Annotated in this window: 22 protein-coding genes and 1 tRNA gene; 17 read left to right on the forward strand and 6 right to left on the reverse strand. The window is 75.0% G+C overall.

The features are described from left to right. Positions 1-48: 48 nt before the first annotated feature. The 9 genes from glp to ACIQGZ_RS04595 all read left to right on the forward strand — a co-directional run bounded on the left by glp (position 49) and on the right by ACIQGZ_RS04595 (position 7,970). The gene (glp, locus tag ACIQGZ_RS04555) at positions 49-1,407 is read left to right on the forward strand and encodes a gephyrin-like molybdotransferase Glp (RefSeq protein ID WP_402599321.1); all 1,359 of its coding nucleotides are present in this window, start codon (positions 49-51) and stop codon (positions 1,405-1,407) included. Between the two features lie 146 nt (positions 1,408-1,553). Next, the gene (gene moaC, locus ACIQGZ_RS04560; RefSeq protein WP_402599979.1) at positions 1,554-1,991 is read left to right on the forward strand and encodes a cyclic pyranopterin monophosphate synthase MoaC; all 438 of its coding nucleotides are present in this window, start codon (positions 1,554-1,556) and stop codon (positions 1,989-1,991) included. Next, positions 1,988-2,548, forward strand: coding sequence for a molybdenum cofactor biosynthesis protein B (locus ACIQGZ_RS04565; protein WP_402599322.1), 561 nt, complete (start codon positions 1,988-1,990; stop codon positions 2,546-2,548). Before moaC ends, ACIQGZ_RS04565 begins: the two co-directional genes overlap by 4 nt. A 14-nt stretch (positions 2,549-2,562) precedes the next feature. Continuing rightward, complete coding sequence (locus ACIQGZ_RS04570; protein ID WP_402599323.1) at positions 2,563-3,165, forward strand: GNAT family N-acetyltransferase; 603 nt, start codon at positions 2,563-2,565, stop codon at positions 3,163-3,165. 154 nt (positions 3,166-3,319) lie between these two features. Further along, complete coding sequence (gene glpR / locus ACIQGZ_RS04575; protein ID WP_402599324.1) at positions 3,320-4,531, forward strand: gephyrin-like molybdotransferase receptor GlpR; 1,212 nt, start codon at positions 3,320-3,322, stop codon at positions 4,529-4,531. 81 nt (positions 4,532-4,612) lie between these two features. Further along, positions 4,613-4,686 (forward strand) — tRNA-Ala (locus ACIQGZ_RS04580). 399 nt (positions 4,687-5,085) lie between these two features. Then, on the forward strand, positions 5,086-5,859 hold the full coding sequence (locus tag ACIQGZ_RS04585) for an SDR family NAD(P)-dependent oxidoreductase (RefSeq protein WP_402599326.1): 774 nt from the start codon (positions 5,086-5,088) through the stop codon (positions 5,857-5,859). 212 nt (positions 5,860-6,071) lie between these two features. After that, the gene (locus ACIQGZ_RS04590) at positions 6,072-6,389 is read left to right on the forward strand and encodes a hypothetical protein (protein ID WP_402599327.1); all 318 of its coding nucleotides are present in this window, start codon (positions 6,072-6,074) and stop codon (positions 6,387-6,389) included. Between the two features lie 81 nt (positions 6,390-6,470). Continuing rightward, positions 6,471-7,970, forward strand: coding sequence for a SulP family inorganic anion transporter (locus ACIQGZ_RS04595; RefSeq protein ID WP_402599328.1), 1,500 nt, complete (start codon positions 6,471-6,473; stop codon positions 7,968-7,970). Between the two features lie 45 nt (positions 7,971-8,015). Here the strand turns inward: ACIQGZ_RS04595 and ACIQGZ_RS04600 are convergent, their stop codons facing one another. From ACIQGZ_RS04600 to ACIQGZ_RS04620, 5 genes are all read right to left on the reverse strand, one after another. Then, the gene (locus tag ACIQGZ_RS04600) at positions 8,016-8,435 is read right to left on the reverse strand and encodes a hypothetical protein (protein WP_402599329.1); all 420 of its coding nucleotides are present in this window, start codon (positions 8,433-8,435) and stop codon (positions 8,016-8,018) included. Positions 8,436-8,549: 114 nt separating this feature from the next. Beyond that, the gene (locus ACIQGZ_RS04605) at positions 8,550-9,380 is read right to left on the reverse strand and encodes a class II glutamine amidotransferase (protein ID WP_402599330.1); all 831 of its coding nucleotides are present in this window, start codon (positions 9,378-9,380) and stop codon (positions 8,550-8,552) included. A gap of 186 nt (positions 9,381-9,566) precedes the next feature. Beyond that, positions 9,567-10,451, reverse strand: coding sequence for a peptidase (locus ACIQGZ_RS04610; protein ID WP_402599331.1), 885 nt, complete (start codon positions 10,449-10,451; stop codon positions 9,567-9,569). A 2-nt stretch (positions 10,452-10,453) separates the two neighbouring features. Next, a complete protein-coding gene (locus ACIQGZ_RS04615; protein ID WP_402599332.1) occupies positions 10,454-11,794 on the reverse strand; it encodes a VWA domain-containing protein in 1,341 nt (446 codons plus the stop codon). 19 nt (positions 11,795-11,813) lie between these two features. Continuing rightward, on the reverse strand, positions 11,814-13,160 hold the full coding sequence (locus ACIQGZ_RS04620; RefSeq protein ID WP_402599333.1) for a DUF2786 domain-containing protein: 1,347 nt from the start codon (positions 13,158-13,160) through the stop codon (positions 11,814-11,816). Between the two features lie 362 nt (positions 13,161-13,522). On the opposite strand from ACIQGZ_RS04620, the gene ACIQGZ_RS04625 reads away from it, so the two are divergent. The 4 genes from ACIQGZ_RS04625 (at position 13,523) to ACIQGZ_RS04640 (ending at position 17,961) form a co-directional block, all read left to right on the forward strand. Further along, positions 13,523-14,368: an ATP-binding cassette domain-containing protein gene (locus ACIQGZ_RS04625; RefSeq protein WP_402599980.1), complete on the forward strand. Its 846-nt coding sequence runs from the start codon at positions 13,523-13,525 to the stop codon at positions 14,366-14,368. Further along, entirely contained in the window at positions 14,365-15,042 is a 678-nt protein-coding gene (locus tag ACIQGZ_RS04630) for an ABC transporter (protein WP_402599334.1), read from the forward strand. Before ACIQGZ_RS04625 ends, ACIQGZ_RS04630 begins: the two co-directional genes overlap by 4 nt. Positions 15,043-15,157: 115 nt before the next feature. Further along, complete coding sequence (locus tag ACIQGZ_RS04635) at positions 15,158-16,480, forward strand: FtsW/RodA/SpoVE family cell cycle protein (protein ID WP_402599336.1); 1,323 nt, start codon at positions 15,158-15,160, stop codon at positions 16,478-16,480. Between the two features lie 26 nt (positions 16,481-16,506). After that, positions 16,507-17,961, forward strand: a complete 1,455-nt coding sequence (locus ACIQGZ_RS04640; RefSeq protein ID WP_402599981.1) for a penicillin-binding transpeptidase domain-containing protein — start codon at positions 16,507-16,509, stop codon at positions 17,959-17,961. A gap of 5 nt (positions 17,962-17,966) precedes the next feature. On the opposite strand, the gene ACIQGZ_RS04645 is transcribed toward ACIQGZ_RS04640, so the two are convergent. After that, positions 17,967-19,487 carry a DUF2079 domain-containing protein gene (locus ACIQGZ_RS04645; protein WP_402599337.1) on the reverse strand — a complete coding sequence of 507 codons (1,521 nt, stop codon included), beginning with the start codon at positions 19,485-19,487 and terminating at the stop codon, positions 17,967-17,969. A gap of 204 nt (positions 19,488-19,691) precedes the next feature. Here ACIQGZ_RS04645 and ACIQGZ_RS04650 point away from each other — a divergent pair, with 204 nt between their 5' ends. The 4 genes from ACIQGZ_RS04650 to ACIQGZ_RS04665 all read left to right on the forward strand — a co-directional run bounded on the left by ACIQGZ_RS04650 (position 19,692) and on the right by ACIQGZ_RS04665 (position 24,865). Continuing rightward, positions 19,692-21,113, forward strand: coding sequence for an APC family permease (locus ACIQGZ_RS04650; RefSeq protein ID WP_402599339.1), 1,422 nt, complete (start codon positions 19,692-19,694; stop codon positions 21,111-21,113). A 75-nt stretch (positions 21,114-21,188) separates the two neighbouring features. Continuing rightward, positions 21,189-22,547 carry a sensor histidine kinase gene (locus tag ACIQGZ_RS04655; RefSeq protein WP_402599341.1) on the forward strand — a complete coding sequence of 453 codons (1,359 nt, stop codon included), beginning with the start codon at positions 21,189-21,191 and terminating at the stop codon, positions 22,545-22,547. Continuing rightward, positions 22,547-23,254: a response regulator gene (locus ACIQGZ_RS04660; RefSeq protein ID WP_402599342.1), complete on the forward strand. Its 708-nt coding sequence runs from the start codon at positions 22,547-22,549 to the stop codon at positions 23,252-23,254. The genes ACIQGZ_RS04655 and ACIQGZ_RS04660 overlap by 1 nt, the downstream gene beginning before the upstream one ends. 171 nt (positions 23,255-23,425) lie before the next feature. Beyond that, positions 23,426-24,865 carry a glycosyltransferase 87 family protein gene (locus ACIQGZ_RS04665; protein ID WP_402599343.1) on the forward strand — a complete coding sequence of 480 codons (1,440 nt, stop codon included), beginning with the start codon at positions 23,426-23,428 and terminating at the stop codon, positions 24,863-24,865. The last annotated feature ends 91 nt before the right edge of the window (positions 24,866-24,956 follow it).

Genomic DNA, 24,956 nt, shown 5'->3' on the forward strand with positions numbered 1-24,956 from the left:
GGCGTGCGCAGGGCCGAAGGCGCAGCAGGCGACGGGAGCGGCAGGACGATGACGGGGTTCACGGCGACAGGCTCCACCACCGGAGCGGCGCCGACGGGGGATGGCAGCTGGTCGGTCGACGAGCACCTGGCGGACGTACTGGTGGGCGTCCGGCCGCTGCCGCCGGTCGAGCTGCCACTGCTGGACGCGCAGGACTGCCTGCTGGCCGAGGACGTGGTCGCGGCCGTCGACCTGCCGCCGTTCGACAACAGCTCCATGGACGGCTATGCGCTGCGCGGCGCCGACACCGGCGGGGCCACCGGGCAGCACCCCGCGGTGCTGGCCGTGGTCGGCGACATCGCCGCCGGGGCGGCCGAGCTGCCCGAGGTGGGTCCCGGCCGGACAGCCAGGATCATGACCGGCGCCCCGCTGCCGCCGGGTGCCGACGCGGTCGCGCCGGTGGAGTGGACCGACGGCGGCAGCGGCACCGGGGCGGCCGCCGACCGGATGGCGCGGCACAGCTCGGCTGAGGTCCGGGTGCACCGCCCGGTCCCGGTCGGCGCCCACATCCGCCGCCGGGGCGAGGACGTGGCGGCCGGCCGGACGGTGCTCACGGCGGGCGCGGTGCTCAACCCGGCCCGGATCGGGCTGCTGGCGGCCGTCGGGCGGGCGGCGGTACGGGTCCATCCGCGTCCCCGGGTGGTGGTGCTCTCCACCGGCAGCGAGCTGGTGCAGCCGGGCGAGCCGGTCGGCCCCGGCCGGATCACCGAGTCCAACAGCTTCACCCTCACCGCCGCCGCCCGGGAGGCGGGCGCGGTCGTCGAGCGGATCGCCGCCGTGCCGGACGACGCGGCCCGGCTGCGGGCCGTACTGGTGGAGCAGCTCGACCACGCCGACCTGATCGTCACCAGTGGCGGGGTCAGCGTGGGGGCGTATGACGTGGTCAAGGAGGCGCTGTCCGGCGACGGTCCCGGAGCGGGCCTCGGCCGGGTGGACTTCCGGCGGCTGCGGATGCAGCCCGGCAAGCCGCAGGGCTTCGGCCGGATCGGGCCCGGCGCCGGGGTGCCGCTGCTGGCGCTGCCGGGCAACCCGGTGAGCGCCTACATCTCCTTCGAGCTGTTCGTCCGGCCGCTGATCCGCACCATGATGGGCGCGCGCCAGGTGCACCGCCGGGTGGTGCGGGCGGTCTGCGCCGATGTCCTGCGGTCGCCGGCCGGCCGCCGGCAGTTTCTGCGCGGCAGCTACCGGTCGCCGGTGGACGGCGGGGGCGGGCTCGGCACGGTGGAGCCGGTCGGCGGCGCGGGCTCCCACCTGGTCGGTGCGCTGGCCCAGGCCAACTGCCTGATCGTGGTGGACGAGCAGACCACCGCCACCGGGCCGGGTGCGCTGCTGGACGTGGTGCTGCTGGAGGAACCGCCCGCGAGCTGAGGTGTGGCCGGCCCGGTACCGTAGCGCCGGCACCCAGCACCTTCGACCAGCAGCACCGGGCACCTGGAGAGCACGTGACCTCGAACCCACCGGACGGCGCACCGGCCGACCGCCTCACCCATCTCGACGAGACGGGGGCGGCCCGCATGGTCGACGTCTCGGCGAAGTCCGCCACCGTGCGGACCGCCAGGGCGTCCGGCCGGGTGCTGGTCTCCCCGCGCGTGGTGGAGCTGCTGCGCGGCGAGGGCCTGCCCAAGGGTGACGCCCTGTCGGTGGCCAGGATCGCCGGGATCATGGGCGCCAAGCGCACCCCCGAGCTGATCCCGCTCTGCCACCCGATCGCCGTCTCCGGGGTCGAGGTGGAGTTGGCCGTCACCGACGACGCGGTGGAGATCACCGCGACCGTACGGACCGCCGACCGCACCGGGGTCGAGATGGAGGCCCTCACCGCCGTCGCGGTCGCCGGGCTGACCGTGGTCGACATGGTCAAGGCGGTGGACAAGGGCGCGGTGATCGACTCCATCCGGGTCGAGGCGAAGACCGGCGGCAGGAGCGGCGACTGGCACCGGGCGGGCGCCCGGTGAACACCGGTCACCCGGAGCCCGGCCGCCGGGCGCTCGCCGTCACCGTCTCCAACCGCGCTTCGGCGGGCGTCTACGCCGACCGGGGCGGTCCGCTGCTGGTCGAGGGGCTGGCCGCGCTGGGCTTCGCCGTGGACGGCCCCCGGGTGGTGCCGGACGGCGAGCAGGTGGAGGCGGTGCTGCGCGAGGCCGTCGCGGCGGGTTACGACGTCGTACTGACCACCGGCGGCACCGGCATCTCGCCCACCGACCTCACCCCCGAGATGACCGCCCGGGTGATCGACCGGCCGGTGCCGGGCATCGCCGAGGCCGTCCGGGCGTACGGGTCGGCCAAGGTCCCGGCCGCCGCCCTGTCCCGCGGGCTGTCCGGCCTGGCCGGGCGCACGCTGATCGTCAACCTGCCCGGCTCCACCGGCGGCGTACGGGACGGCCTGGCCGTCCTGGCGCCGCTGCTCGCCCACGCCGTGGACCAGGTGCGCGGCGGCGACCACGACCCCGAACCGCAGCACCAACCCGAACCGCCGCAGCATCCCGAACCGCAGCACCGGAGCACCCGCTGAACGCCGTCTGGCCCGTGACCCTCACCGAGGGGGAGATCGGCCTGCGGCCGATAAAAGCCCGTGACCAGGGCGCCTGGCGGGAGGTCAGCATCCGCAACCGCGAATGGCTGCGGCGTTGGGAGGCCACCGTGCCGCCGCCCCCGCCGGGGCGGCTGGCGGGTCCGCGGCCGACGTTCCGCCAGATGGTCCGCTATCTGCGGTCGGAGGCGTCGGCCGGCCGGATGCTGCCGTTCGTGGTCACCTACCGGGACCGGCTGGTCGGCCAGCTGACCGTCGGCGGCATCACCTGGGGCTCGATGTGCTCGGCCAACATCGGCTACTGGATCGACGAGGCGGTGGCCGGCCGGGGCATCATGCCCACCGCCGTCGCCCTCGCCACCGACCACTGCTTCTCGGTGCTCGGCCTGCACCGGGTGGAGGTGTGCATCCGCCCGGAGAACATCCCGAGCCGGCGGGTGGTGGAGAAGCTGGGGTTCCGGGAGGAGGGGCTGCGCCCGCGCTATCTGCACATCGACGGCGACTGGCGGGACCACCTGGTGTACGCGCTGACCGCCGAGGAGGTGCCGGACGGCATCCTGGGGCGCTGGCGGGCGGGACGGGCCGATCACACACCGTAAGTGAATACCTGTTCGAAAATGGTCTCAATAGCGTATCGGCACGTCGTCATTCCGCCATACAGGTGCACAAAATAGTCGGAGAATCAGCTTGATCGTGCGACACACCGGCAGTAATTGGCGACAGCCGCCACTCACCACCCCTACGGTGTGAGACGTGAGCAGTAGCGGCCTCATCTACGCGGTCATCGTAGGGGCCTGGGCTGCCTACCTGGTGCCGATGTGGCTCCGCAGGCAGGACGAGCTCAACGAAGCGCGCCCGACGGAACGCTTCAGCACCGCCATCCGCCTGCTGTCCGGGCGGGCGGCGATGGAGCGTCGCATCTCCCGGTCCCTGGACGATCGGAACGACGAATCCCCCGCCGGGGAGGCGGACGGCGCCCCCGGCCTACCTGCCGATGCCCCGCTCGGCCCGCCCGCCGGTGTGGCTGCCGGGGTGCCGGCCGGTGTGTCCGCCGGTGTCGCTTCCGGTGTCGCTGCCGGGGTGCCCGAGGAGGCCGCCCCGGCCCTCGCGGCCGCCGGTGCCGTACGGCCCCGCGCCGCCGGGCGGCACCCGGCGCCGCCCGCCCCCGCCCGGCCGACCCGCGCCGAGCGCGAGGCCCGAGCCGGTGCCCAGCGCCGCGCCCGGCTGCTGGCACGTCGCCGCCGCATGGTCACCCTGCTCTTCCTCGCCTTCACCCTGGGCGCGGTCGTGGCCGGGGTCGGCGGCCTGGCCTTCCTCTGGGCGCCGCTGGTGCCCGCCGTACTGCTCTCGCTGTACATCGGCCGGCTGCGCCGCCAGGAGCGGCTGCGGTACGAGGTGAAGCTGGACCGCCGCCGCGCCGCCGAGGCCGCCCAGCGACTGCACGAGCGGGAGCGGCAGCGCCGCCGCCAGGAGGCGGCCCCGGCCGCCGCCGCGCCGCGCCCCCGGCCGCGTCCGCAGGCACCGGCCCCGCCGGGCGGCGGCCAGCCCCGCCGCCCGGCCCGCCCGCACGACGCGGCGCACCCCGCCGAGCGCCCGGCCGCCTCGGCCCCCGCCGCCGCCGAGCCGCCGCAGACGCCCCCGGCCGCCGATCCGACCGCCGAGCGGCAGGCGCTGGTGGAGGCCACCGACCACGAGGAGTGGGTGGACGGCCTGCGGGAGCGCTCCGCCGACCCGGACTCCTGGGACCCGGTGCCCGTCCCGCTGCCCACCTACGTCACCGCCCCGGTGGCCCCCCGCAGCACCGGCAGCCTGGACCTGAACGCCCCCGACGCCTGGAGCGCCGGCCGGACCGCGACCCCGCCCCCGGCCGCCCCCCAGCGCGGACGTACCCCGCTCTTCGACCAGTACGCCGACCCGGACGACGACGCCGTCGACCACCCCCGCCCCCGCGCCGCCAACGAGTGATCCACCCCCGGTCACAGCCCTGCCACCCGCCCGGGGGCGTGCGCGAACACCCCCCGACAGATGCTAGAGTTCTTTCTCGTTGGGGCTGTGGCGCAGTCCGGTAGCGCACCTCGTTCGCATCGAGGGGGTCAGGGGTTCGAATCCCCTCAGCTCCACCCAACGGCCGCTTCCGAGCGGTCGACCGAGATCCCGCCCGATCATCAGATCGGGCGGGATCTCTGTGTTGCGGGGGCAAGCCCCCGTCCTCGGCGATGCCTACCGCCCATGCCTCCAGCGCCGTGAAGTCGTCCGGCAGCAGACCGCGTCACGGATCGGCCCGGCGAGCAGGGCCGGCCCGGGGTGGTGAGCGGCGATCCATGCGTTGTCGGGCTCCGCTCCCGGCCGCGGCGGGTGGCCGCTGGTCCAAGGGCAGTTGTGCGCTGCCGGCCGAGCGCGCCGGCGGGCCGGGTCTGCGGCCGGTTGGCCGGGTGGGCTGTGGTTTGTCGGGGTGGTGGGGGGTTCGGGAGAGTGGCTTGAGTGTGGTGCTGGTGTGGGTCTTGAGCTGGAGGCGTGGCATGGCGGGATATCTGGACGGCCTTTTCTCGCTGCGGGGCCGGACGGCGGTGGTGACCGGCGGCAGTTCGGGCATCGGGCGGGGGATCGCGGAGGCGCTGGGCCGGGCGGGGGCGCGGACGGTCCTGGTGGCGCGGGGCGAGGACGGACTGCGCCGGGCGGCGGCGGAGTTGACGGCGCTCGGTTGTGTGGCGGACTGGGTCAGCGGGGACCTCGGGGACCGGGGCGGACTGCTCGCGGTCGCGGACCGGCTGGTCGAACGCTTCGGTGAGCCGGACATCCTGGTCAACGCCGCCGGGGTGAACCTGCGCCCGCCGCTGGCCGAACTGAGCGACCACGACTGGGATCTGACCATGGCCGTCAATCTGGACGCGCCGTTCCTGCTCGGCCAGCGGTTCGGGCCGGGGATGGCGGGGCGCGGCTGGGGGCGGATCATCCACATCGCCTCCCAGCAGTCGATCCGGGCCTTCGGCAACAGCGGCGCGTACGGGGTCTCCAAGGCCGGTCTGGCGGCGCTGACCAGGTCACAGGCGGAGGCCTGGTCGGCGTACGGGGTGCGGGTGAACGCGATCGCCCCCGGCTTCGTCAGCACCCCGCTGACCCGGGCGGTCTTCGAGGACCCGGCGCGGCGGGAGGCCATGGCGGCGCGCACCATGGTCGGGCGGAACGGGGAGCCGGGGGACTTCGCGGGGGCTGCTCTCTTCCTGGCCGGGGAGGCGTGTGACTACGTGACCGGGCAGACGATCTTTGTGGACGGGGGATTCTCGGCGGGGTGAGGGGCGCTTCCCGCGCTCGGTTGGGGAGCCATGTCGGGGCGGGGGTTGGGGGCTGGGGGTGGGGGTGCGGGTGTGGACCGTGCGGGGTTCTCGCGCCGCTGAGGTGGGTGAGGGGTTGGTTGCGTGGTTCCGCGTGCCCTTTGGGGGTGGTATGGGGGATTCGTGTTCTTATGGCTTTTGGGATGAACCGTGCGGCCGGAGAGGGCGGAGCCATGAGGAGTGGGACGCCCGCCCGCGCTTCGGCGGGGTTCGCGGCCGTGCTGGTGGCGTTCGCGGTGCTGCTGCTCGCGGCGCCGGGGGTGGTGCCCGGACACGGTTGGCGGGGCTCGGGTGCGGCGGCGGCCGGGCAGTTGCGGGCGTGCCCGGGGGAAGCAGTGCAGTGCCGGGCGGCGGCCGGTCCCACCGTGTGCGGGGAGTGCGCCGGGGACGGTGAGCCGGTGCCGTCCGGCGCGGGGCGGGCCGCTGCCCGTACGGCGCGGGGCGCGGGCCGGTGCGCGGCGCCGGTCGGGTTGCGGGTGCTGCGCTGCTGACGGCGCCCGGGTGGGCCGCGCGCCCGCCCGCCGCCGTGAGCGCCCCCCAACGCACCCCAACCCACCCCCCGTGAGGACCCGATGGCTCGTCACCCCGCCTTCCGGCCTGCCTTCGCACGGCAGGATCTCGCCGCTTCCCTGGTCGTCTTCCTCGTTGCCGTACCGCTCTGCATCGGCGTCGCCGTCGCCTCCGGCGTGCCCGCCGAACTGGGGTTGGTCACCGGCATCGTCGGTGGCCTGGTCGTCGGGCCGCTGCCCGGCAGCCGGCTCCAGGTGTCCGGCCCGGCGGCGGGCCTGGCCGTGCTGGTGCACCAGGCCGTCACCCGGTTCGGGCTGCCCGCGCTCGGCGTACTGGTGCTGGGCTGCGGGCTGCTCCAGTTGGCCATGGGAGCGCTGCGGCTGGGCCGCTGGTTCCGGGCGATCTCCGTCGCCGTGGTGCAAGGCATGCTGGCCGGCATCGGTCTGGTGCTGATCGCCGGGCAGCTCTACGGCCTGGCGGGCGTCCCCGCGCCCGGCGGCCTGGGCGTTCTGACGGGCCTGCCCGCGCTGGTCCGCCGTACCCTCGGCACGCCGTCGGCCCTGGTGCCGGTGGCCATGGCCGCCGGGACGGTGCTGATGCTGGTCCTCTGGCAGCGGCTGCCCGCCCGGCTGCGGCTGGTGCCCGCGCCGCTGGTCGCGGTGGTGCTGGCGTCGGTGGTGACGGCCGCCGTACCGCTGCGGCTGCCCACGGCGGGGGTGCATGGGCTGCTGGGGGCGGTCCGGCCGCTCTGGGCGGACGGCGCGGGTGGGGCGGCCCGGCTCGGCATGCTCGGTACGGTGCTGGCCTTCGCCCTGATCGCCTCGGCGGAGAGCCTGTTCAGCGCGGCGGCGGTGGACCGGCTGCACGACGGCCCGGGTACCGACTACGACCGGGAGCTGATGGCGCAGGGGATCGGCAACACCGTCTGCGGGCTGCTGGGCGCGCTGCCGATGACGGCGGTGATCGTACGCAGCTCGGCCAATGTCCGGGCCGGGGCGCGGACCAGGGCGTCCCGGGTGCTGCACGGCTGCTGGCTGCTGCTGTTCGCGGCGCTGCTGCCCGGCGTGCTGGGGCTGATCCCGCTGGCCGCGCTGGCGGGGGTGCTGATCCACGCGGGCGCCAAGCTGGTCCCGGTCGGGCCGCTGGCCGTGCTGTGGCGGGAGCACCGGGGGGAGGCGGCGGTGCTGGTGGCGACGGCGTCGGCGGTCATGGCGACCGATCTGCTGGAAGGGGTGCTGCTCGGTCTGCTGCTGGCGGTGGTCAAGTGCGCGTGGGAGACCTCCCAGCTCCAGGTGGAGGTGGCCGACGAGCCGGGTGCCGCGATCCGGGTCACCCTCTCCGGCAGTGCGACCTTCCTGCGGCTGCCGGGGATGCTCGCCACCCTGGAGCGGCTGCCCCGGGACCGTCCCGTCACCCTGGACCTGGCCGGGCTCCGGTATCTGGACCACGCCTGCCGTACCGCGTTGCAGGACTGGGCCGCCCGGCAGAACACCCAGGACGTGGCAGCGCTGCCCGCCGCCCCCACGACCCCGGTGGCCCCCGCCGCTCCCGTGGCTCAGTGACCGGTGGTGGCCGGTGGTGGGGGGTGCTGCTGCCGGGTGGGCCGGTCAGCGCTGACGGGCCGCCAGGGTGCGCAGCGCGGTGCGCTGGCTGAACCAGAGCAGCCACACCGTCACGACGCCCATGACGGCGGCCAGCAGCAGATGTCCGGTGACGGAGGCGATGGCCAGCCCGGCGGCGTTCAGGACCAGGTGGACGCCGAGCCGCAGCGCCACCAGGGCGACGGCCACCTTGCGGGTGCCCTTGCCGCGCCACATCGCCTTGGCCAGCTTGACCCGGGTCCGCATCACGGTCAGCGAGACGGTGAGGTTGACGATCGCCAGGGCGCCCAGCAGCCAGCCGGCCTGCGGGTACGCCTTGCAGATGTCGAAGGAGGAGGCCAGCACGCCCTCGAAGCCGAAGAACCAGACCGGGAGGGCGGCCGGTACGGCTGCCGTGGTGGTCGTGGCGGCGGTGGCGGTGGTCATGTCGTCCCCCTGGTCCGAGCGCCGGAGCTGTGGTCCGGCTTACCGGGGACGAGTCTTCCGTCCGGCCGCCGATCGGAGCAGTGCCGGTGCGTCACCGAAGCCGGATGACAGATGTCATGCGGCGATCGGCTCGAAGGGGTGGATCTCGTTGCGGCCGTGGCGGGCGATCACATAGCTCGACTCCGGCACCTCGCTCCACGCCTCCGGTACGCCGCCCAGCGGCTCGGAGACGATCAGCCGGGCGTCGTCGGAGGTGCGGCGGAAGGTCGGATTGCCCGGGTAGAGGGCGCGCAGGCCCTCGATGTCGGTGCTGCGGAACAGCGACCGCGAGCGCCCCTCGCTGGAGTACCGGAACGCCCACATCGACTCGCCGTTGCACACCGCGACGGTCAGCTGCACCGGGTGCTCGATGTCATGGCGGCGTCCCACCTCCTCCACCAGGCCGACCATCCGGGCGACGGCCCGGGGCGGGTCGTCCTGGAGGCCCAGGCTGAGCGCGAGGAAGAACATCAGCTCGGAGTCGGTCGACCCCTCGATGAAGGAGTACAGCGCCGGGGAGACGGCGAGGGTCAGTTCCCGCCGGACCTCGGAGAACCCGGCGATCATGCCGTTGTGCATCCACAGCCAGCGCCCGGAGCGGAACGGATGGCAGTTGGTCTGCTGGACGGCCGAGCCGGTCGACGCCCTGATGTGGGCGAAGAACATCCGGGACCGGATGTGCGTGGTCAGCTCGCGCAGGTTGCGGTTGCTCCAGGCGGGGCCGATCTCCCGGAAGATCGCCGGGGTGTCGTAGTGCCCGTACCAGCCGATGCCGAACCCGTCGCCGTTGGTGGTCTCGACACCCAGTTTGGAGTGCAGGCTCTGGTCGATCAGCGAGTGGGCGGGTTTGTAGACGATGTCCTCCAGCATGATCGGTGAACCCGAGTAGGCGAGCCATCGGCACATGCGCTCGACTCCTCTCGTGGCGGCTGGCGGCTGGCGGCTGGCTGCCGGTCGGTGTCGGCTGCGGCGGGCTGCTGAGGTGAGAGTCCGGCTTCAAGTATGGGCACAGCGGGGCCGGTGCCGCGCTTCGGACGGGAACGCCCGCGCCCTCCCCGCCCGGCGTGGGCGAGGAGGGCGCGGGCGCTGCGGTCAGGAGAACCAGTGGTGCCGGTGGCGGGCGAAGGAGTACCCCGCCACGCCGAGCAGCGCGGCCAGGACCCCGCCGCCCGCCGTCCAGAACCAGCGGGTCGACAGCCCGGAGAACCAGCCGTCGTCCTCCTCGGCCGGCGCGGCGGCGGAAGTGCCCGACCCGGGCGAGGCGGACGGGACGGGCGAGGGTACCTCCCCCGGGGCGAGGGTCGCCCCGGCGTTGACCGCCGGGACCAGCGGCGCCTTGAGGTCGCCGCCCTCCGGCTCCGCGTCACCGCCCTTGGCGGTGATGTGCATGTCCGCCTGCATGGGAAGTCCGAGATCGGTCTCCGGCAGGTCGGTCACCGACAGGCGTACGTAGTACGTGCCCGGCAGCGGGTCCCCGGACCACGGCTCGGCCCAGGACCGCACCTGCCGCAGCGTGCAGCCGAGCGCCAGGGTGGTGTCCTCGGCGGCGGCCGTCGCGGTCTGCGCGCCGGTGGTGCACGCCTGGCGGCGGCGCAGCCCGTCGAAGACGTCGACGGTCCAGGTGGCGGCGCCGTGCCGGTTCGCGGACGGCGGCAGGGTGACCGTGACGGCCACGCTGTCGGTCTGCCCGGCGGACGCGGCGAACGACCAGTACAGGTAGTCGCCGGTCGAGGCCGACAACTGCACCTGCTGGCCGGGCTGCACCGTGGTGGCGGTCAGGAAGGAGGTGCCGGCCCTGGTGACGGGGGCGGTCGAGCTCGCGCCGGTGTCGGACGGGCTCGGCGAGGCGCTGTCGGCCGCCGCCGGGGTGGCGGATGCGGCCAGCAGCAGGGCGGCGCCGGTGAGGGGGAGCAGGGCGGCTGCGGTTGCCACGGCCCTGGCGGTCGTCGTTCGGGTGGAGCGGGGTGCGGTACGCATCGTCAGTTCTCCCTGCGGACGATTCGCCAGCGGTTCAGCCAGCCGGTGATCAGGCCGGTGAGCAGGCCCGCGAGGCCCAGGACGGCCAGCAGGACCCAGCCGCGCCCGAGGTCGGGTCCGCTGGGGGAGGGGGAGGCGGCGACGACGTCGACGGTCAGCTCCACCGGCAGGCCCGGGGTGCGCTGGACGGAGGCCGGGGCGCTGAAGGAGTTGCTGACGACCAGGCAGACGGTGTCCTGGGTTGCCGGGTCCTCGGTCTGGGGTGCCGGGTCGGTGCTGTCGGTGCTGTCGGTGCTGTCGGTGGGGTTTGTGAGGTCGGCGGAGTCGGTGGTCGCCGGGATTTCCGGGGACCAGCGCAGGCCGGTGGAGAGGACGTCCGTACGGCCGCTGCCCGCGTCGGTGCCGCGTACCAGCTCCCGGCCGTCGGTGGTGATCGCGCGCAGCAGCACGCCGTAGTCCTTGTTCAGGGTGCGGTCCAGGGCGACGCTGACGGAGGCCCGCAGCTCCTGCCCCGGGGCGACCGGCACCCGGTAGGAACGGTGCTCCTCGAACTGCTCGCGGTCGGCGTAGACACCGGGCGAGAGCAGCGGCGCGGTGGCGCACTCGTCGGCGCCGGACACCTGCTGCGGGGTCTGGTCGTAGGTGTCGCCGGCCCGGTCCACCAACTGCTTGATCCGGCCGGTCAGCTCGTCGCCGCTCTGCACGGCGGTGTACGTGCCACCGGTGGCGGCGGCGATGCAGGTGAGCTGCCGCCGTACCTTGTCGTCCAGGGTGAGCCCGAGGGTGTCCACCACCAGGTGGGTGCCCTGTGCCGCCAGCTCGCGGGCGACCTCGCAGGGGTCCGGCGGAGCGCAGGTGTCCTCGCCGTCGGTGATGAGGACGATCCTGCGGGTCGTCTCACCGGTGCCCAGGTCCTTGGCGGCCTCGCGGAGCGCCAGGCCGACCGGGGTGAAGCCGGTCGGGCGCAGGGTGGCGATGGCCGTCTTGGCCTCGACCCGGTCGACGTGGCCGACCGGCACGATCTGCTGGGTGTCCTTGCAGCCCCGGGCCTTGTCGTTCCCCGGGTAGGTGGCGCCAAGCACCCGTATGCCGAGCTGGGTCTCCTCCGGGAGGGCGTCCACCACCTCGTTGAAGGACTGCTGGGCCACCGAAATGCGGCTGCGCCCGCCGATGTCGGCGGCGCGCATGGAGCCGCTGACATCGAGGACGAGTTCGACCTTGGGGGGTTCCTTGGCGGGTTCCTGGGCGGTGGTCTCGTCGGCGGACGCGGGAGGTGCGCCGAGCATCATTAGGGCGGCCAGCATGCTGAGCAGGCCCGCCGCCGACCGTCGTCTGGTGATCACCCGCAGATCGTAGTGATCGTCACATCAGGTGATGGTCAGGGGGGTTGGGGCGGCCGGGGCGGTGCAGGTGGGCGCGGTCGGCGGCTGCGGTGCCGTGCTCCCAGCCCGCCAGGTCGCGGCCGCGCAGCCTGCTGGTCGTGGTGGCGGGGAACATCCGGTCGGTGGCGTCGTCCACCGCGACCTCGCGGGCGGCGAGGACCGGGAGCAGGCGGTCTGCGGTTGTTCGGGGTGTCCGGGCTTCCTCGGCTGGTCGGGTGGGGTCGGGGTTCTGGTCGGCGTCGGCGGCTTCGGCGGCTGCTTCGTGGGCGGCGGCGGTGAGGCGTTCCCGGATGCGGCCGGCGAAGGCCACCAGGAAGGTCTGGCGGAAGTCGCGGGTGCGGCGGGAGCGGCCGCGCAGGTGGTGCTGGTCGGCGGCGCGGTTCATGGCGGTGGTGGCCTGGACGAGCAGCGAGGTGTGCAGCAGTTCGACGGCGGCCAGGTCGGGTTCGTACCCCACGACGGTGCTGAAGCCCAGGTCGCTGGACCAGACGCTGCGGCAGCGGTTGGCGGTGGCGACGGCGTCGAGCAGTACGGCCTTGGCGGCGGCGTACGGCTCCTCGACGCCGATCCGGCAGGCGCCGGGGCCGTCGGCGGGGGCGCCGTCGGGGCCGGCGGCGAGCAGGGCTTCGTCGATGCTGTAGCGGGCCACCAGTTGCTGGGCCTTGGCGGTCAGGGCCTCGGCTTCGTCGGGGAAGGAGGTGGCTTCGGCCTTGGCCAGCAGGGCGCGGACCCGGCTGAGGATGCGGGGCGCGGCGGGGGAGTGGGTGGGGGTGGGGGTGGTGGGTGCGGTGGGTTTGGTTTTGGTTTTGGTGCGGGTTGGGTGGGTGGGCGGGGGTGGGGCGATCGGGGTGATGCGGGGGAGGCGGGCGATCAGGCGGAGCAGTTCCAGGGCGCAGCCGGCCGTGCCGAAGCGGTCCAGGCGGTGGCGGGCGGCGAACTGGGTGAGGTGGGTGTCGTCGCCCTGCCAGTGGACGGTGGCGTCCAGTTCGCGCAGTTGGGCGGTCCAGCGGGGGGAGAGGTCGGGCTCGGCGTAGCGGCGGGACTCGGCGGCGATCAGGTCGGTGGCCAGGGCGAGGTGGGTCGGGGTGAGGTCGCGGCGCACCATGCGGGCCAGGTCGGTGGGTTGCCAGCCGTGTTCCCAGGCGCGGCGGAGGCGCTGGTCGGCGGCGGCGAGGAGGGCGGTGCTCACGGCCGGCCAGCGGGGCCCGGTGGCGGCGAGGGCGGAGGCTCCCGCGTCGACGGCGTCGTCGAGGGTGTCGTCCGGGGCGTAGATCACGCTGCCGAGCACCTGGTCCAGGAGGGTGGGCGGGTCGGGGGGCGTGCTCATGAGGTGAGCTTAAGCGGGGCGTGGTGGGGCGTGGGTGGGGGTGGGTGGGGGTGTGTGGGTGGGTGCGGGTGTCGGCCGGTCCGGGGTGGGGGTCCCGGGCGTCCGGTCTTGTCGGCCTGCCGACCACTCGTTCCTCGCGGTCGGCGCTCCACGTCGATCCATGGGCCCCTCCTCGCTGAAGGCGGGCAAGGAGGGAGAGTGCCCGGGACCCCCACCCCTCCCCGTCCGCCACCCTTCCGCCCGGTGGGGGAGGGAGGTCCGTGCGTGGTTGGTGTTGGTGGGTTGGTGCGGGTTGGTGGCTGTTGGTGGGGTGGTGAGGTCGGGGGGAACTTCCGGGGTGGGGTGGGGCGTTGGGGGTGGGTGTGAGGCTGGAGGGGGTCGGGAAGCGGTATCGGCGTGGGGGGCCGTGGGTTCTGCGTGGGGTGGATCTGGAGCTGGAGCTGGAGCCGGGTGCGCTGGTGCGGGTCGAGGGGGCGAACGGGAGTGGGAAGTCGACGCTGCTCCGCTTGATCGCCGGGCTTGAGGCGCCGAGCCGGGGGCGGATCGGTGGGCGGGGGCGGGCGGCGTATGTGCCGGAGCGTTTTCCGCCGGCGCTGCCGTTCGACGCTGAGGGGTATCTGCGGCATCTCGGGATGATCCAGGGGCTGAGTCGGGCGGAGGCGGTGCGGCGGGCCGGGCTGTGGCTGGAGCGGTTCGGGATCGGTGATCGGTCGGGCACCCCCATGCACCAGTTGTCGAAGGGGACGTGTCAGAAGGTCGCGGTGGCCCAGGCGCTGCTGGCCGAGCCGGATCTGCTGCTGCTGGACGAGGCGTGGACCGGGCTCGACCAGGCCGCGCGGGCGCTGCTGGACTCGGCGGCGGCGGAGCGGGCTGAGGCCGGGGGCACGGTGGTGTTCGTGGACCACGACCCGGGTCGGCTGGCCGGGGTGGTGAGCTGCGGCTATCGGGTGCGGGCCGGGGCGGTGGAGGAGTCCGGGGAGCAGGCGGCGGCGGTCGTCGGCGGGCCGATGGCGGTGGTGGAGGTGGAGTTGGCCGCCGACGCGCGGTTGCCGGAGCGGCTGCCGGGCGCCCCGGTGCGCTCGCCGGTCCCGGGCGGGGTGCGGCTGGAGGTCGCGGCGGGGTACGGCGACGCGCTGCTGCGCCGGTTGCTGGCGTTGCAACCGCCCGTGCACATCCGCTCGGTGCGCCCGCCGGGGGTGCCGGAGTGAGGGCGCTGCTGCGGTACGAGCTGGAGTTCCTGGTCCGGTCGCGGCGCTGGCTGCCGCCGTTCCTGGTGTACGCGCTGGTGATGGGGATCGGGGTGGAGTCCGGCCAGCCGGTGCTGGACTCGCTGGGTTTCGGGGCGGCGCTGCTGGTGCCGGTCACGGCCTGGTACGCGCGCTGCTGTCTGACGGCCGAGCCGGCGGCGGCGCGGGCGTGTGTGGCGGCGGTGGTGGGGCCGCGCCGGGTGCAGTTGGCGCAGCTGCTGGCGGCGCTGGTCGCGGGCGTGGTGCTGGCGGTGCTCGGGATCGCCGGGGTGTGGCTGCTGGGCGGGCCGCCGGCTTCGGGCGGGCGGCCGGTCGGGGCGGGCCCGGTGCTGGTGGCGGGGGTGCTGGGATCGCTGGCGGCGGTGCTGACGGGGCTCGGGGCGGGGGCGCTGTGCAACCGGCCGGTGCTGCGGAGTCCGGCGTACGGGATTCCGCTGTCGCTGGGCCTGTCGGTGGCGCTGCTGGTCGCCACCGGCTCCCCGGCGAACGCCGCGATCCGGGCGCTGGTCGCCGGTGCGTCCACCGGGCGGCTGGGGCAGCCGGTGCTGCCGCTGCTGGGCGCGGCGGTCTTCGCGGCGGCGGCGGTGTGGGTGGCGGTGGCGCTGGCGGGCCGGGGAAGTGAGGCACCCGCCTGACCCAGGAGGCGTACAAGATCGGACAATAAGTACATGACTGTCTAGAGTGGCCCCTGCGGGCGCGCTGACCAGCGCCGCAGGCGGCGGACGCCCCCGTACCGACCGAGAGGCGTCCATGGCCCCACCGGACGACCGCGTCCCGACCCGGCGCAACACCGAACTGCTGCTGCTGATCGGCGCGGTCGGCGTGTCCGTGTTCGGATATGTCGACGTGGGTGCGGCCGTCGACGGGGTGGTGCCCCAGGGCGCCGGTGGCTACGGGGCGGCGCTGGGGGTGCCGGCGCTGCTGGCCCACGCCACCGTCCGCTGGCGCGCCCCCTACGCGGACCCGCTGCTGCTGCCGATCGCGGTGCTGCTCAACGGCGTCGGACTGGTCGTCATCTACCGGCTGGACCGGGCGACCCCGTCCAGCCAGGCCGCCCCCACCCAACTGCTCTGGTCGGCCATCGGGGTGGCCCTCTTCATCGGGGTGCTGCTGGCGGTGCGCGACCACAAGGTGCTCCAGCGCTACGCCTGGATCAGCGCGCTGGGGGCGCTGGTGCTGCTGATCCTGCCGGGGTTCTTCCCGGCCGTGTACGGGGCGCACATCTGGATCACGGTCGGCGCGTTCTCCATCCAGCCGGGCGAGTTCGCCAAGGTGCTGCTGGCGGTCTTCTTCGCCGCGTACCTGGCGGTGCACCGGGACGCGCTGGCGCTGACCGGCCGCCGGATCTGGCGCTGGCAGCTGCCCAGCGGCCGGGTGCTGGGCCCGGTGCTGCTGATGTGGGTGGCGTTTGTGCTGGTGCTGGTGCTGGAGACCGACCTGGGCACGTCGCTGCTGTTCTTCGGCCTCTTCGTGGTCCTGCTGTACGTCGCCACCGCCCGCAGCGGCTGGATCGCCATCGGCCTGCTGCTGTCGGCGGTGGCCGCGCTGGCGGTGGGCTGGCTGGAGCCGCATGTGCACGGCCGGGTGGAGGACTGGCTGCACCCGATGGCGTCCATCGAGGCCGGTCAGGGCGCGGGCCAGCTCGCCCAGTCGCTGTTCGCCTTCGCGGCGGGCGGCCTGCTGGGGACGGGCCTCGGCCAGGGGCACTCCATCCTGATCGGCTTCGCGGCCAAGTCGGACTTCATCCTGGCGACCGTCGGCGAGGAACTGGGGCTGGCCGGGCTGACGGCGCTGCTGCTGCTCTACGCGGTGCTGGTCGGTCGGGGCTTCCGGACCGGCATCGTGCTGCGCGACCCGTTCGGCCGACTGCTGGCGATCGGCCTGGCGAGCATTATCGCGCTCCAGGTCTTCGTGGTGGCCGGGGGCGTGCTGGACCTCATCCCGCTGACCGGGATGACCATGCCCTTCCTGGCCCAGGGCGGCTCCTCGGTGGTCACCAACTGGGCGATGGTGGCGCTGCTGGTCCGGATGAGCGACGGCGCCCGGCGGCCCGCCCCGGCGGTGCGGCGGTGAGCCCGCCGCCGCGCGCCCGCCCGGGGATGGCCGGCACCGGTCGCCGCGCGGGCACCTTCTGCCTGCTGCTGATCGTGGCGCTGCTGGTGCAGGCGTCCCTGGTGCAGGTGGTGCGGGCCCCGGCGTACGACGACAACCCGGCCAACCGCAGGCAGGCCATCGCCCGCTACGCCCGGCCGCGCGGCGCCATCCTGGTGGACGGGCGGAAGATCACCGGGTCGCGGGCCACCGGCGGGATGCTGAAGTACCGGCGCACCTACACCGACGGCCCGCTGTACGCCGCCGTCACCGGCTACTCCTCGCAGCTCTACGGCAACACGCTGCTGGAGGGTGTGGAGGACGGCCTGCTCTCCGGCAGCGACCCCCGGCTGGCCGGCTTCGCGCCCTGGGTCGCCCTGACCCGTACCCCGCAGCGCGGCGGCGACGTGGTCACCACCATCGACCGGGCCGCGCAGCAGGCCGCCTACCGGGCGATGGGCGGCAAGCGCGGCGCGGTGGCCGCCGTCGAACCGGCCACCGGCCGCGTCCTGGCGCTGGTCAGCACGCCTTCGTACGACCCCGGGAGCTTCGCCGGGTCGGGCGCCGCCGACCGTACGGCGTGGGCGGCGCTCCAGGCCGACCCGCTGCAACCGATGCTCAACCGGGCGCTGCGGCAGACCTATCCGCCCGGCTCCACCTTCAAGGTGGTCACGGCGGCCGCCGGGCTGACGGCCGGGATCTACCCCGACCCGGACACCCCGACGGACAGCCCCGACCCGTACCCGCTGCCCGGCTCCAGCCGCGACCTCACCAATGAGGCCCCCGGCTGCGCCGACGCCACCCTGCGGGTCGCCCTGGCGGTGTCCTGCAACACCGTCTACGCCAAGCTGGCCGACGACCTGGGCCTCGACCGCATGGTCCGCGCCGCCGAGGCGTTCGGCTTCAACGACGGCGGCCTCACCGTGCCGGTCGGCGTCACCCGCAGCGTCTTCGACACCCGGATGGACCGGGCGCAGCTGGCCCTCTCCGCGATCGGCCAGTACGACACCCGGGCCACCCCGCTCCAGATGGCGCTGGTCGCGGCGGGCGTCGCCAACGGCGGCACCGTGCTGCGGCCCCGGCTGGTGGACCGGCTCACCAAGGCCGACGGCACGGTGGTCTCGCTGATCGGTGAGCAGGTCTACCGGCAGGCCGTCGACCCGCAGGTCGCCGCCGAGCTGCGGTCGATGATGGAGGACGTCGTCACCCGGGGCACCGGCGGCAACGCGGCGATCCCCGGCGCCGTGGTCGGCGGCAAGACCGGCACCGCGCAGAACGGCGTGGCCAACAGCGGCACGCCGTACGCCTGGTTCATCGGCTACGCCGGGCCGCCGGGGGCGGTGGCGAAGGTCGCGGTGGCGGTGGTCGTCGAGGACAGCGAGGCCCGCCGCGCCGACATCAGCGGCGGCGGGCTGGCCGCGCCCGTCGCGCGCGAGGTGATGCGGGCGGTGCTCGGCGGCTGAGCCGGTCAGCCCCGGAAGAGGTTGCCGCCGACGTCCGGCGGCGGGCTGTCCCGGGTCGGTACGGCGCCGGGGCGGCGCAGGCCGGGGATCGGCTGCCGGGTCGTCCGGCGCAGCAGCACCACGCCGCTGCCGCGCCACACCACCCGGTAGCCGTGGGCGAGCAGCAGCCGGACCCGCTGCCGCTGCTGCCCGGCGGTGGCGAAGGGGAAGGCCCGGACGCGGTCGCGCAGCAGGACGTAGCCGCATCCGCGCGGGACGCCGTCCACGAGGACGACCCGGGTGCGCGCGGTCAGGTGCGGGGCGATGTCGTTGTCGGCCTCCACCGAGGCACCGGTCGGGATCAGCGCGGCGGCGTGCAGCAGCGCCCGCTGGTCCGGCGAGGGCACCCAGAGCCCCGGGTTCGCCAGCCCGTACAGGCCGAAGCAGCAGAACACGGCGAGGTTGCCCAGGGCCGCGCCGGTGCCGAGCCGACGCGCCGTCAGCCTGCCGAGCCGGCCGGCGCGGTGCAGCCGGCCCAGGGTCTCGATGGCGGCGACCAGCAGCACCGGCCAGAGGAACGCGTCGTAGTGGTGGGTGACCGGCCAGTGGTTGGGATTGTCCGACAGCAGCCGCTCGGCCAGCAGCGGTACGGCGAGCAGGCTGGTCAGCGAGCCCAGCGGCAGCAGCAGCAAGGTGCCGAACAGCCAGAGCAGCAGCGCCGGTTTGACCAGCGGGGTGGTGGCTGTGTGCAGCAGGGCCGCCGGGTCGGTGGCGATCCGGGTCAGCGCCGAGCCCGCGTCGGGGCCCAGGGCGCCGTAGCTCCAGTAGTAGCCCGGCACCCCGCCCATCGCCGGGAGCAGCCGGCCGATGGTCAGCGCCGAGGCGGCCGGGCCCGCCACCAGCAGCGCCAGCCCGCTGCCGACCCCCGCCCGGTCCCCGGCCCGGCGCGCCCGTACGGCGAGCACCAGGCCGTAGCCGCCGACCAGCAGCCCCAGGTCCTCCTTGGTGCAGGCCAGCAGCGCCGCGCAGCCCGCCACGGCGCCGTACCGGCGGGCCTGGCCGCGCTCCAGCAGCAGCAGGGTCAGCGGCACCGCGAAGGCCACCTCGTGGAACCCGGCGGCGGCGCTGGTGCACAGCGGCCAGCCCAGCGCGTAGACCACCCCGGCGCAGTCGACGGCCCGGGGGGACGCCCCCGCGAAGCAGCGGGCCGCGATCCGCCGGACCAGGGGCACCCCGGTGGCGAACAGCGCGGACTGGGCCAGGATCAGCACCCGGGGGTCGTTCCACACCCAGTACAGCGGGGCCAGCAGCGCCAGGACCGGTGAGAAGTGGTCACCGAGCAGTGAGAAGCCCGCCGGGAAGCCATGGTGGGAGTTCTTGATGGCGGAGTGCGGCAGCCGCAGCCGGGCGTAGTCGCGGATGCCCTGGTCGAAGATCCCCAGGTCGAAGCCGCCCAGCCGTGCGGTCGACCACGCCTGGAGGCCGATGGCGCAGGTCAGTACGGAGCAGAGGGCGGCCGTGGCGGCGCACCGGCTGCTGCTTCGCACGGTCCCCCCTCCCTGCGGGGCCGGGCCACCTCGGCCGCCCGAGCAAATTAGCAGGACATCTGCCGGAAATCGGGCATCGGTTCAGCGGTGAGTGTCCATGGCGACCGGTAGGGAATCGACTGCTTTTTCCTGGGATATGGTCTTATCCCCCTCTGTTCGGTCCGTCGGTCGCGGACTCCCCACCGGCAGGCAAAGGACAGCGCCTTGGCAAGCACCACCACCCTCGGCGGGCGCCTGCTGCGGAGGAAGCCGGTCGCCACCCTCATCGCCGAGAGCGGTACCGGCCCCGGCACCCGGCTGCGCCGCTCCATCGGGCTGTGGCAGCTGTCCGGCATCGGCATCGGCGCCACCGTCGGCACCGGCATCTTCTTCGTCCTCAGCACGGCCGTGCCCGAAGCCGGACCGGCCGTGGTGCTCTCCTTCGCCATCGCCGCCGTCACCGCCGGGCTCACCGCGCTCTGCTACGCCGAGCTGGCCTCCGCCATCCCGGTCTCCGGCTCCTCGTACTCCTACGCCTACGCCACCCTCGGTGAGGCCGTCGCCTTCGGTGTGGGCGCCTGCCTGCTGCTGGAGTACGGTGTCTCCGCCTCGGCCATCACCGTCACCTGGGGCCAGTACCTCGACGAGTTCTGCCGCGACACCCTCGGCTTCGGCATCCCCGACGCCATCGCCCGCCCACCCGGCCACGGCGGCTACGTCAACCTGCCCGCCGCCGTGCTGGTCGCCCTCTGCTGCGTACTGCTGGTACGCGGCGCCAAGGAGTCCGCCCGGGTCAACACCGCCATGGTCGCCGTCAAACTGGCCGTCCTGCTGCTCTTCGTCTGCGTCGGCCTCACCGGCTTCCACGCCGGCAACCTGACGCCGTTCGCCCCGCTGGGCATCGGCGGCATCGGCGCCGCCGCCTCCAGCATCTTCTTCTCCTTCATCGGCCTGGACGCCGTCTCCACCGCAGGCGAGGAGGTCCGCGACCCCCGCCGCACCATGCCGCTGGCGATCATCACCTCGCTGGCCGTCGTCACCGTGCTGTACGTCGCCGTGGCGCTCACCGCCGTCGGCGCCCAGCCCTGGCAGCGGTTCCGGGGCCAGGAGGCCGGACTCGCCCAGATCCTGCGCCAGGTCACCGGCAGCAGCTGGCCGTCGGTCATGTTCGCGCTCGGCGCCATTGTGTCGATCTTCAGCATCACCCTGGTCGTCCTCTACGGCCAGACCCGCATCCTCTACTCCATGGGCCGCGACGGCCTGCTGCCCGCCCGCTTCGCCCGGCTCTCCCCGCGTACCGGCACCCCCGCCTGGAACACCGTCGCCGTCGGCACCGGAGTCGCCCTGCTCGGCGCCTTCGTCCCGCTGGACGTACTCGCGGACCTCACCAGCATGGGCACCCTGGTCGCCTTCGCGGTGGTCTCCATCGGCGTGATCGTGCTGCGCCGCACCGCCCCCGAACTGGAACGCGGCTTCAGGGTGCCCGGCTACCCGGTCGTCCCGCTGGCCAGCGTCGCCTTCTGCTGCTACCTGATCCAGGGACTGCACGGCCTCACCTTCGCCCTCTTCGGCGTCTGGCTGGTCGGCGCCGCCGTCCTCTACCTGGGGTACGGCATGCGGCACTCCCGGCTGGACCGGCCCGGCTGAGTCGGGCCCGACTGAGCTGTCCGGCTGGACCGGCCCGGCTGGGCTGTCCGACCGGGCGCCTACGCTTGCACCACCATGGACCGCACCACCGCCCCGCTGCTCCGCGCCCGCGCTCTCGGGCGGCTCGGGCGCGCCGCCGCCCTGATCTGGCAGGCCGCCTGGGCCACGCCGGACCGGCCGATGCGGCTGGCCCGGCCCGCCTTCCCGTTCTGGCGGATGGCGCTGTCGGTCCCCGCCGCCACCGGCGTCGGCGTACTGACCGTCGCCGCCGTCGCCCAGCTCGGCACCCTCGTCCCGCTCGGCCTCGCCTGGGCACTGGGTGCCCTCCAGGTGCTGCCGCTGCTGATCGCCCCCGTCCGCCCGCTCACCGCCTGGCGGGTCGCCAGCGCGGGCCTGCTGCTCACCGCCCTCGCGGAGTCGCAGCGCCAGCCCGAGCCGTTCTGGCCCTGGCCGGCGGCGGGCAGCGGCGCCTACCTGCTGCTGCTCTTCGGCTGCGCCGTCACCTACGGCCGCCGGGTGTCCATCGGCGCCGACGCGGTGGTGCTGCTGGTCGTGCTGCTGCCCGCCGTGCCGCTCACCGGGCTGCCCTGGCTGGTGCTGGCCGTCGCCGGCTTCGTGGTCACCCTGGTGCTGCTGCTCGGTGAGGCCATCCACTCCCGCCGCGAGGTCGAGCGCAGCCTGGTCCAGGCCGAGGAGCAGCGCCGCCGCGACCTGGCCCGGCAGGCGGTGCTGGAGGAGCGCTCCCGGATCGCCCGCGAGCTGCACGACGTGGTGGCGCACCACATGTCGATGGTCGCCATCCAGGCCGAGGCCGCCCCGTACAAGAGCCCCGGGCTGCCGCCGCAGGCACTGCGCAGCTTCACCGCGATCCGCGAGGCGTCCACCACCGCGCTCACCGAGATGCGCCGGGTCATCGGGCTGCTGCGCGCGGAGGACGAGGAGATCGAGCTGGCCCCGCAGCCCGGCATCGGGCAGATCCCGGCGATGGTGCACACCGCACGCGGCGCCGGGATGCAGGTCGACCTCTCGCTCACCCTGGCCTCGGGCACCCCGCCGGCCGGGGTCGACGTCTCGGCGTACCGGATCGTGCAGGAGGCGCTCAGCAACGCCGGCCGGCACGCCCCCGGCGCCCGGGTGGCGGTCGAGGTGGTGCAGCGCGGCGGCTGCGTCCTGGTCCGGGTCAGTGACGACGGGCGCGGCCACGGCCGGCCGCCCGCCCCGCACGCCGCCGCCGGCGGCCACGGGCTGGTCGGCATGCGGGAGCGGGTCGCCATGCTCGGCGGCACCCTGCGGGCCGGACCGCGCGACCAGGCGGCGGGCGGCGGCTTCGAGGTCTGCGCCGAACTGCCGGTCGACCCCAGTGCCGCAGGGCGGGGCCAGCCCCCGCCGCCCCGGCGCGCGATACGGGCCGAGGCCCGGGAAGAGGCGGACTGATGCCGACAGCGGGGAGGCACACGGTGGAGCGCACCATCCGGGTGGTGCTGGTGGACGACCAGGAGATGGTCCGCGACGGGCTCGGCGCGCTGCTCTCCTCCGCACCCGACATCGAGCTGGTCGGGGAGGCCGGCGACGGCCTGCGCGCGGTCGAGCTCGCCGCCGAGCTGACCCCCGACGTGATCGTGATGGACATCCGGATGCCCGGCATGGACGGCCTCACCGCCACCGGCCGCATCGTCGGCGACGAGCCCGGCGACGACACCCCGCGCATCCTCATCCTCACCACCTTCGACCTGGACGAGTACGTCTACGAGGCGCTCGCCCTCGGTGCCAGCGGCTTCCTGCTCAAGGACGCCCCGGCCCGCGACCTCATCGACGCGGTACGGGTGGTCGCCGGCGGCGAGGCGCTGCTCGCCCCCTCGGTGACCCGCCGCCTGATCGCGGACTTCGCCCGGCGGCGGCGCTCCGGCTCCCTGCGCCCCGAAGCCGCCGCGACCCTCACCCAGCGCGAGCTGGACGTGCTCCAGGAGGTCTCCCGGGGCCTGTCCAACGCCGAGATCGCCGAACGGCTGGTGCTCTCCGAGCAGACGGTGAAGACCCACGTCGGCCGCATCCTGGCCAAGCTCGACCTGCGCGACCGCACCCAGGCGGTGGTCTTCGCGTACGAGAACGGGCTCACCCCGCCGCCGGGCGCCGACAGCTGAGCCCGAGAGCCCGGCATCCCCCGACCCCGGCATCCCCCGAGCCCGGCATCCCCCGAGCCCGGCATCCCCCGAGCCCGGCATCACGGCCCCGGTATCAACCCTCAGAGGGATGCCCGATGCCCCCTGCGGCGTGACGACGCGGCACCGCCGCACCACGTAGCGTCGCTGGCTATGGTGACGACCCGACTGCCCGGCCGCCCCAACACCGCGACCCCCACCCGGCCCGCCGCCGTCCGCGCCGCGCAGAGAGTCGGCAGCCGGGTCCGCCGTACCGTACGGGGCGCACCACCGCAGCCCGGCGACGCGGAACCGGCCCCCGCCACCGCCACCGTCCCCGCCCCGCGCCGCACCACCGACACCCACCGGACACCCCCCGCCGCCGCCGCACTGGCCGCCCGCCGCTGGGCGCAGGTGACGGCCTGCCTGGTCGCGGCGGGCTGGGCGGCGGTCTTCCCGCTGACCTCCGGCCTGCCCAACCAGCGCACCTGGGGCACCCTCGCCGCCGGTGCCTACCTCCTCGCCGCCCTGGCGGCGGCGCTGCTGCCCCGCCGCCGCGCCGGGCGGACCGCCGCCCTGATCGCGCTGGCCGGAGCCACCGTCCTGCCGCTGGCGGTCCTGGCCCTCCAGGGCCACCGGCAGTCCGAGGTGTGGGTGGTCGAGCGCTCCGCCCAACTGCTGCTGCACACCGGCAGCCCCTACCTGGCCCACCCGGTGCACGTCAGCGACTACAACCCCTACCTGCCCGCCATGGCCCTCTTCGGCCTGCCCCGGGCCCTGCTCGGCGGCGGCGGCGCCACCGTGGGCAGCGGCGACGGCGGGCTGATCGGCCTGCTCGGGGACGCCCGGCTCTGGTTCGCCGCCGCCTTCCTGCTCTGCATGGCCGTCACCTGGCGGCTGCTGCGCCCGCGCGGCGGCGGCTCGCCCGCCGCGCCGCTGGCCGCCCTCACCGCCTCGCCGCTGGTCGCGCTGCCGCTCGCCGTCGGCGGCGTCGACCTGCCGCTGATCGGCGTCTGCTGCCTCGGCCTGGCCCTGGCGGGCCGGGGTCGGCCGATCGGCGCCGGGCTGGTCCTGGCGCTGGCCTGCGGGCTGAAGTGGACCGCCTGGCCCGCGCTGCCGGTGGCGCTGGTCCTGCTCTGGGCCGCCCACGGCCGCCGCGCGGCGGCCCGCTCGGCGGTGGTCGCCCTGGCCGGCTGCGCCGTCGCGGTGGTGCCGTTCGCGCTCACCGCGCCGCGCGCCATGCTGGAGCAGGTGATCCGCTTCCCGCTCGGGATGTCCCGGATGCGCACCCCGGCCAGCAGTCCGCTGCCGGGCCGGCTGATCGCGGAGACCGGCCCCGGCGGGCACGTCGTCTGCCTGGTGCTGCTCTGCCTGAGCGGCGCCGCGGTGGCCGGCTGGCTGCTGCTGCGCCCGCCGCTGACCGCCGTCCGCGCGGCCGACCAGCTCGCGGTGGGCCTGGCCACGGCCTTCCTGCTGGCCCCGGCCGGGCGCTTCGGCTACCTGGCGCTCCCGGCGATCCTCGCCCTCTGGTCCCGGCTGGCCGTCCGCTCCGGCCGGGCCGCCGCCGAACGGCCGCTGCCCGTCACCCGTACGCCGGAACGGGTCGGCAGCTAGCCGTACGCCGACTGCCGCACCCGGTGGCGCGACACGCCGGTGGGTGCCGTCCGACCGGCGGGCGGACGGTGTGAGCAGCGCCTAGGGTCTC

Source organism: Streptomyces sp. NPDC092296 (genome assembly GCF_044755465.1).
Taxonomy (GTDB): domain Bacteria; phylum Actinomycetota; class Actinomycetes; order Streptomycetales; family Streptomycetaceae; genus Peterkaempfera.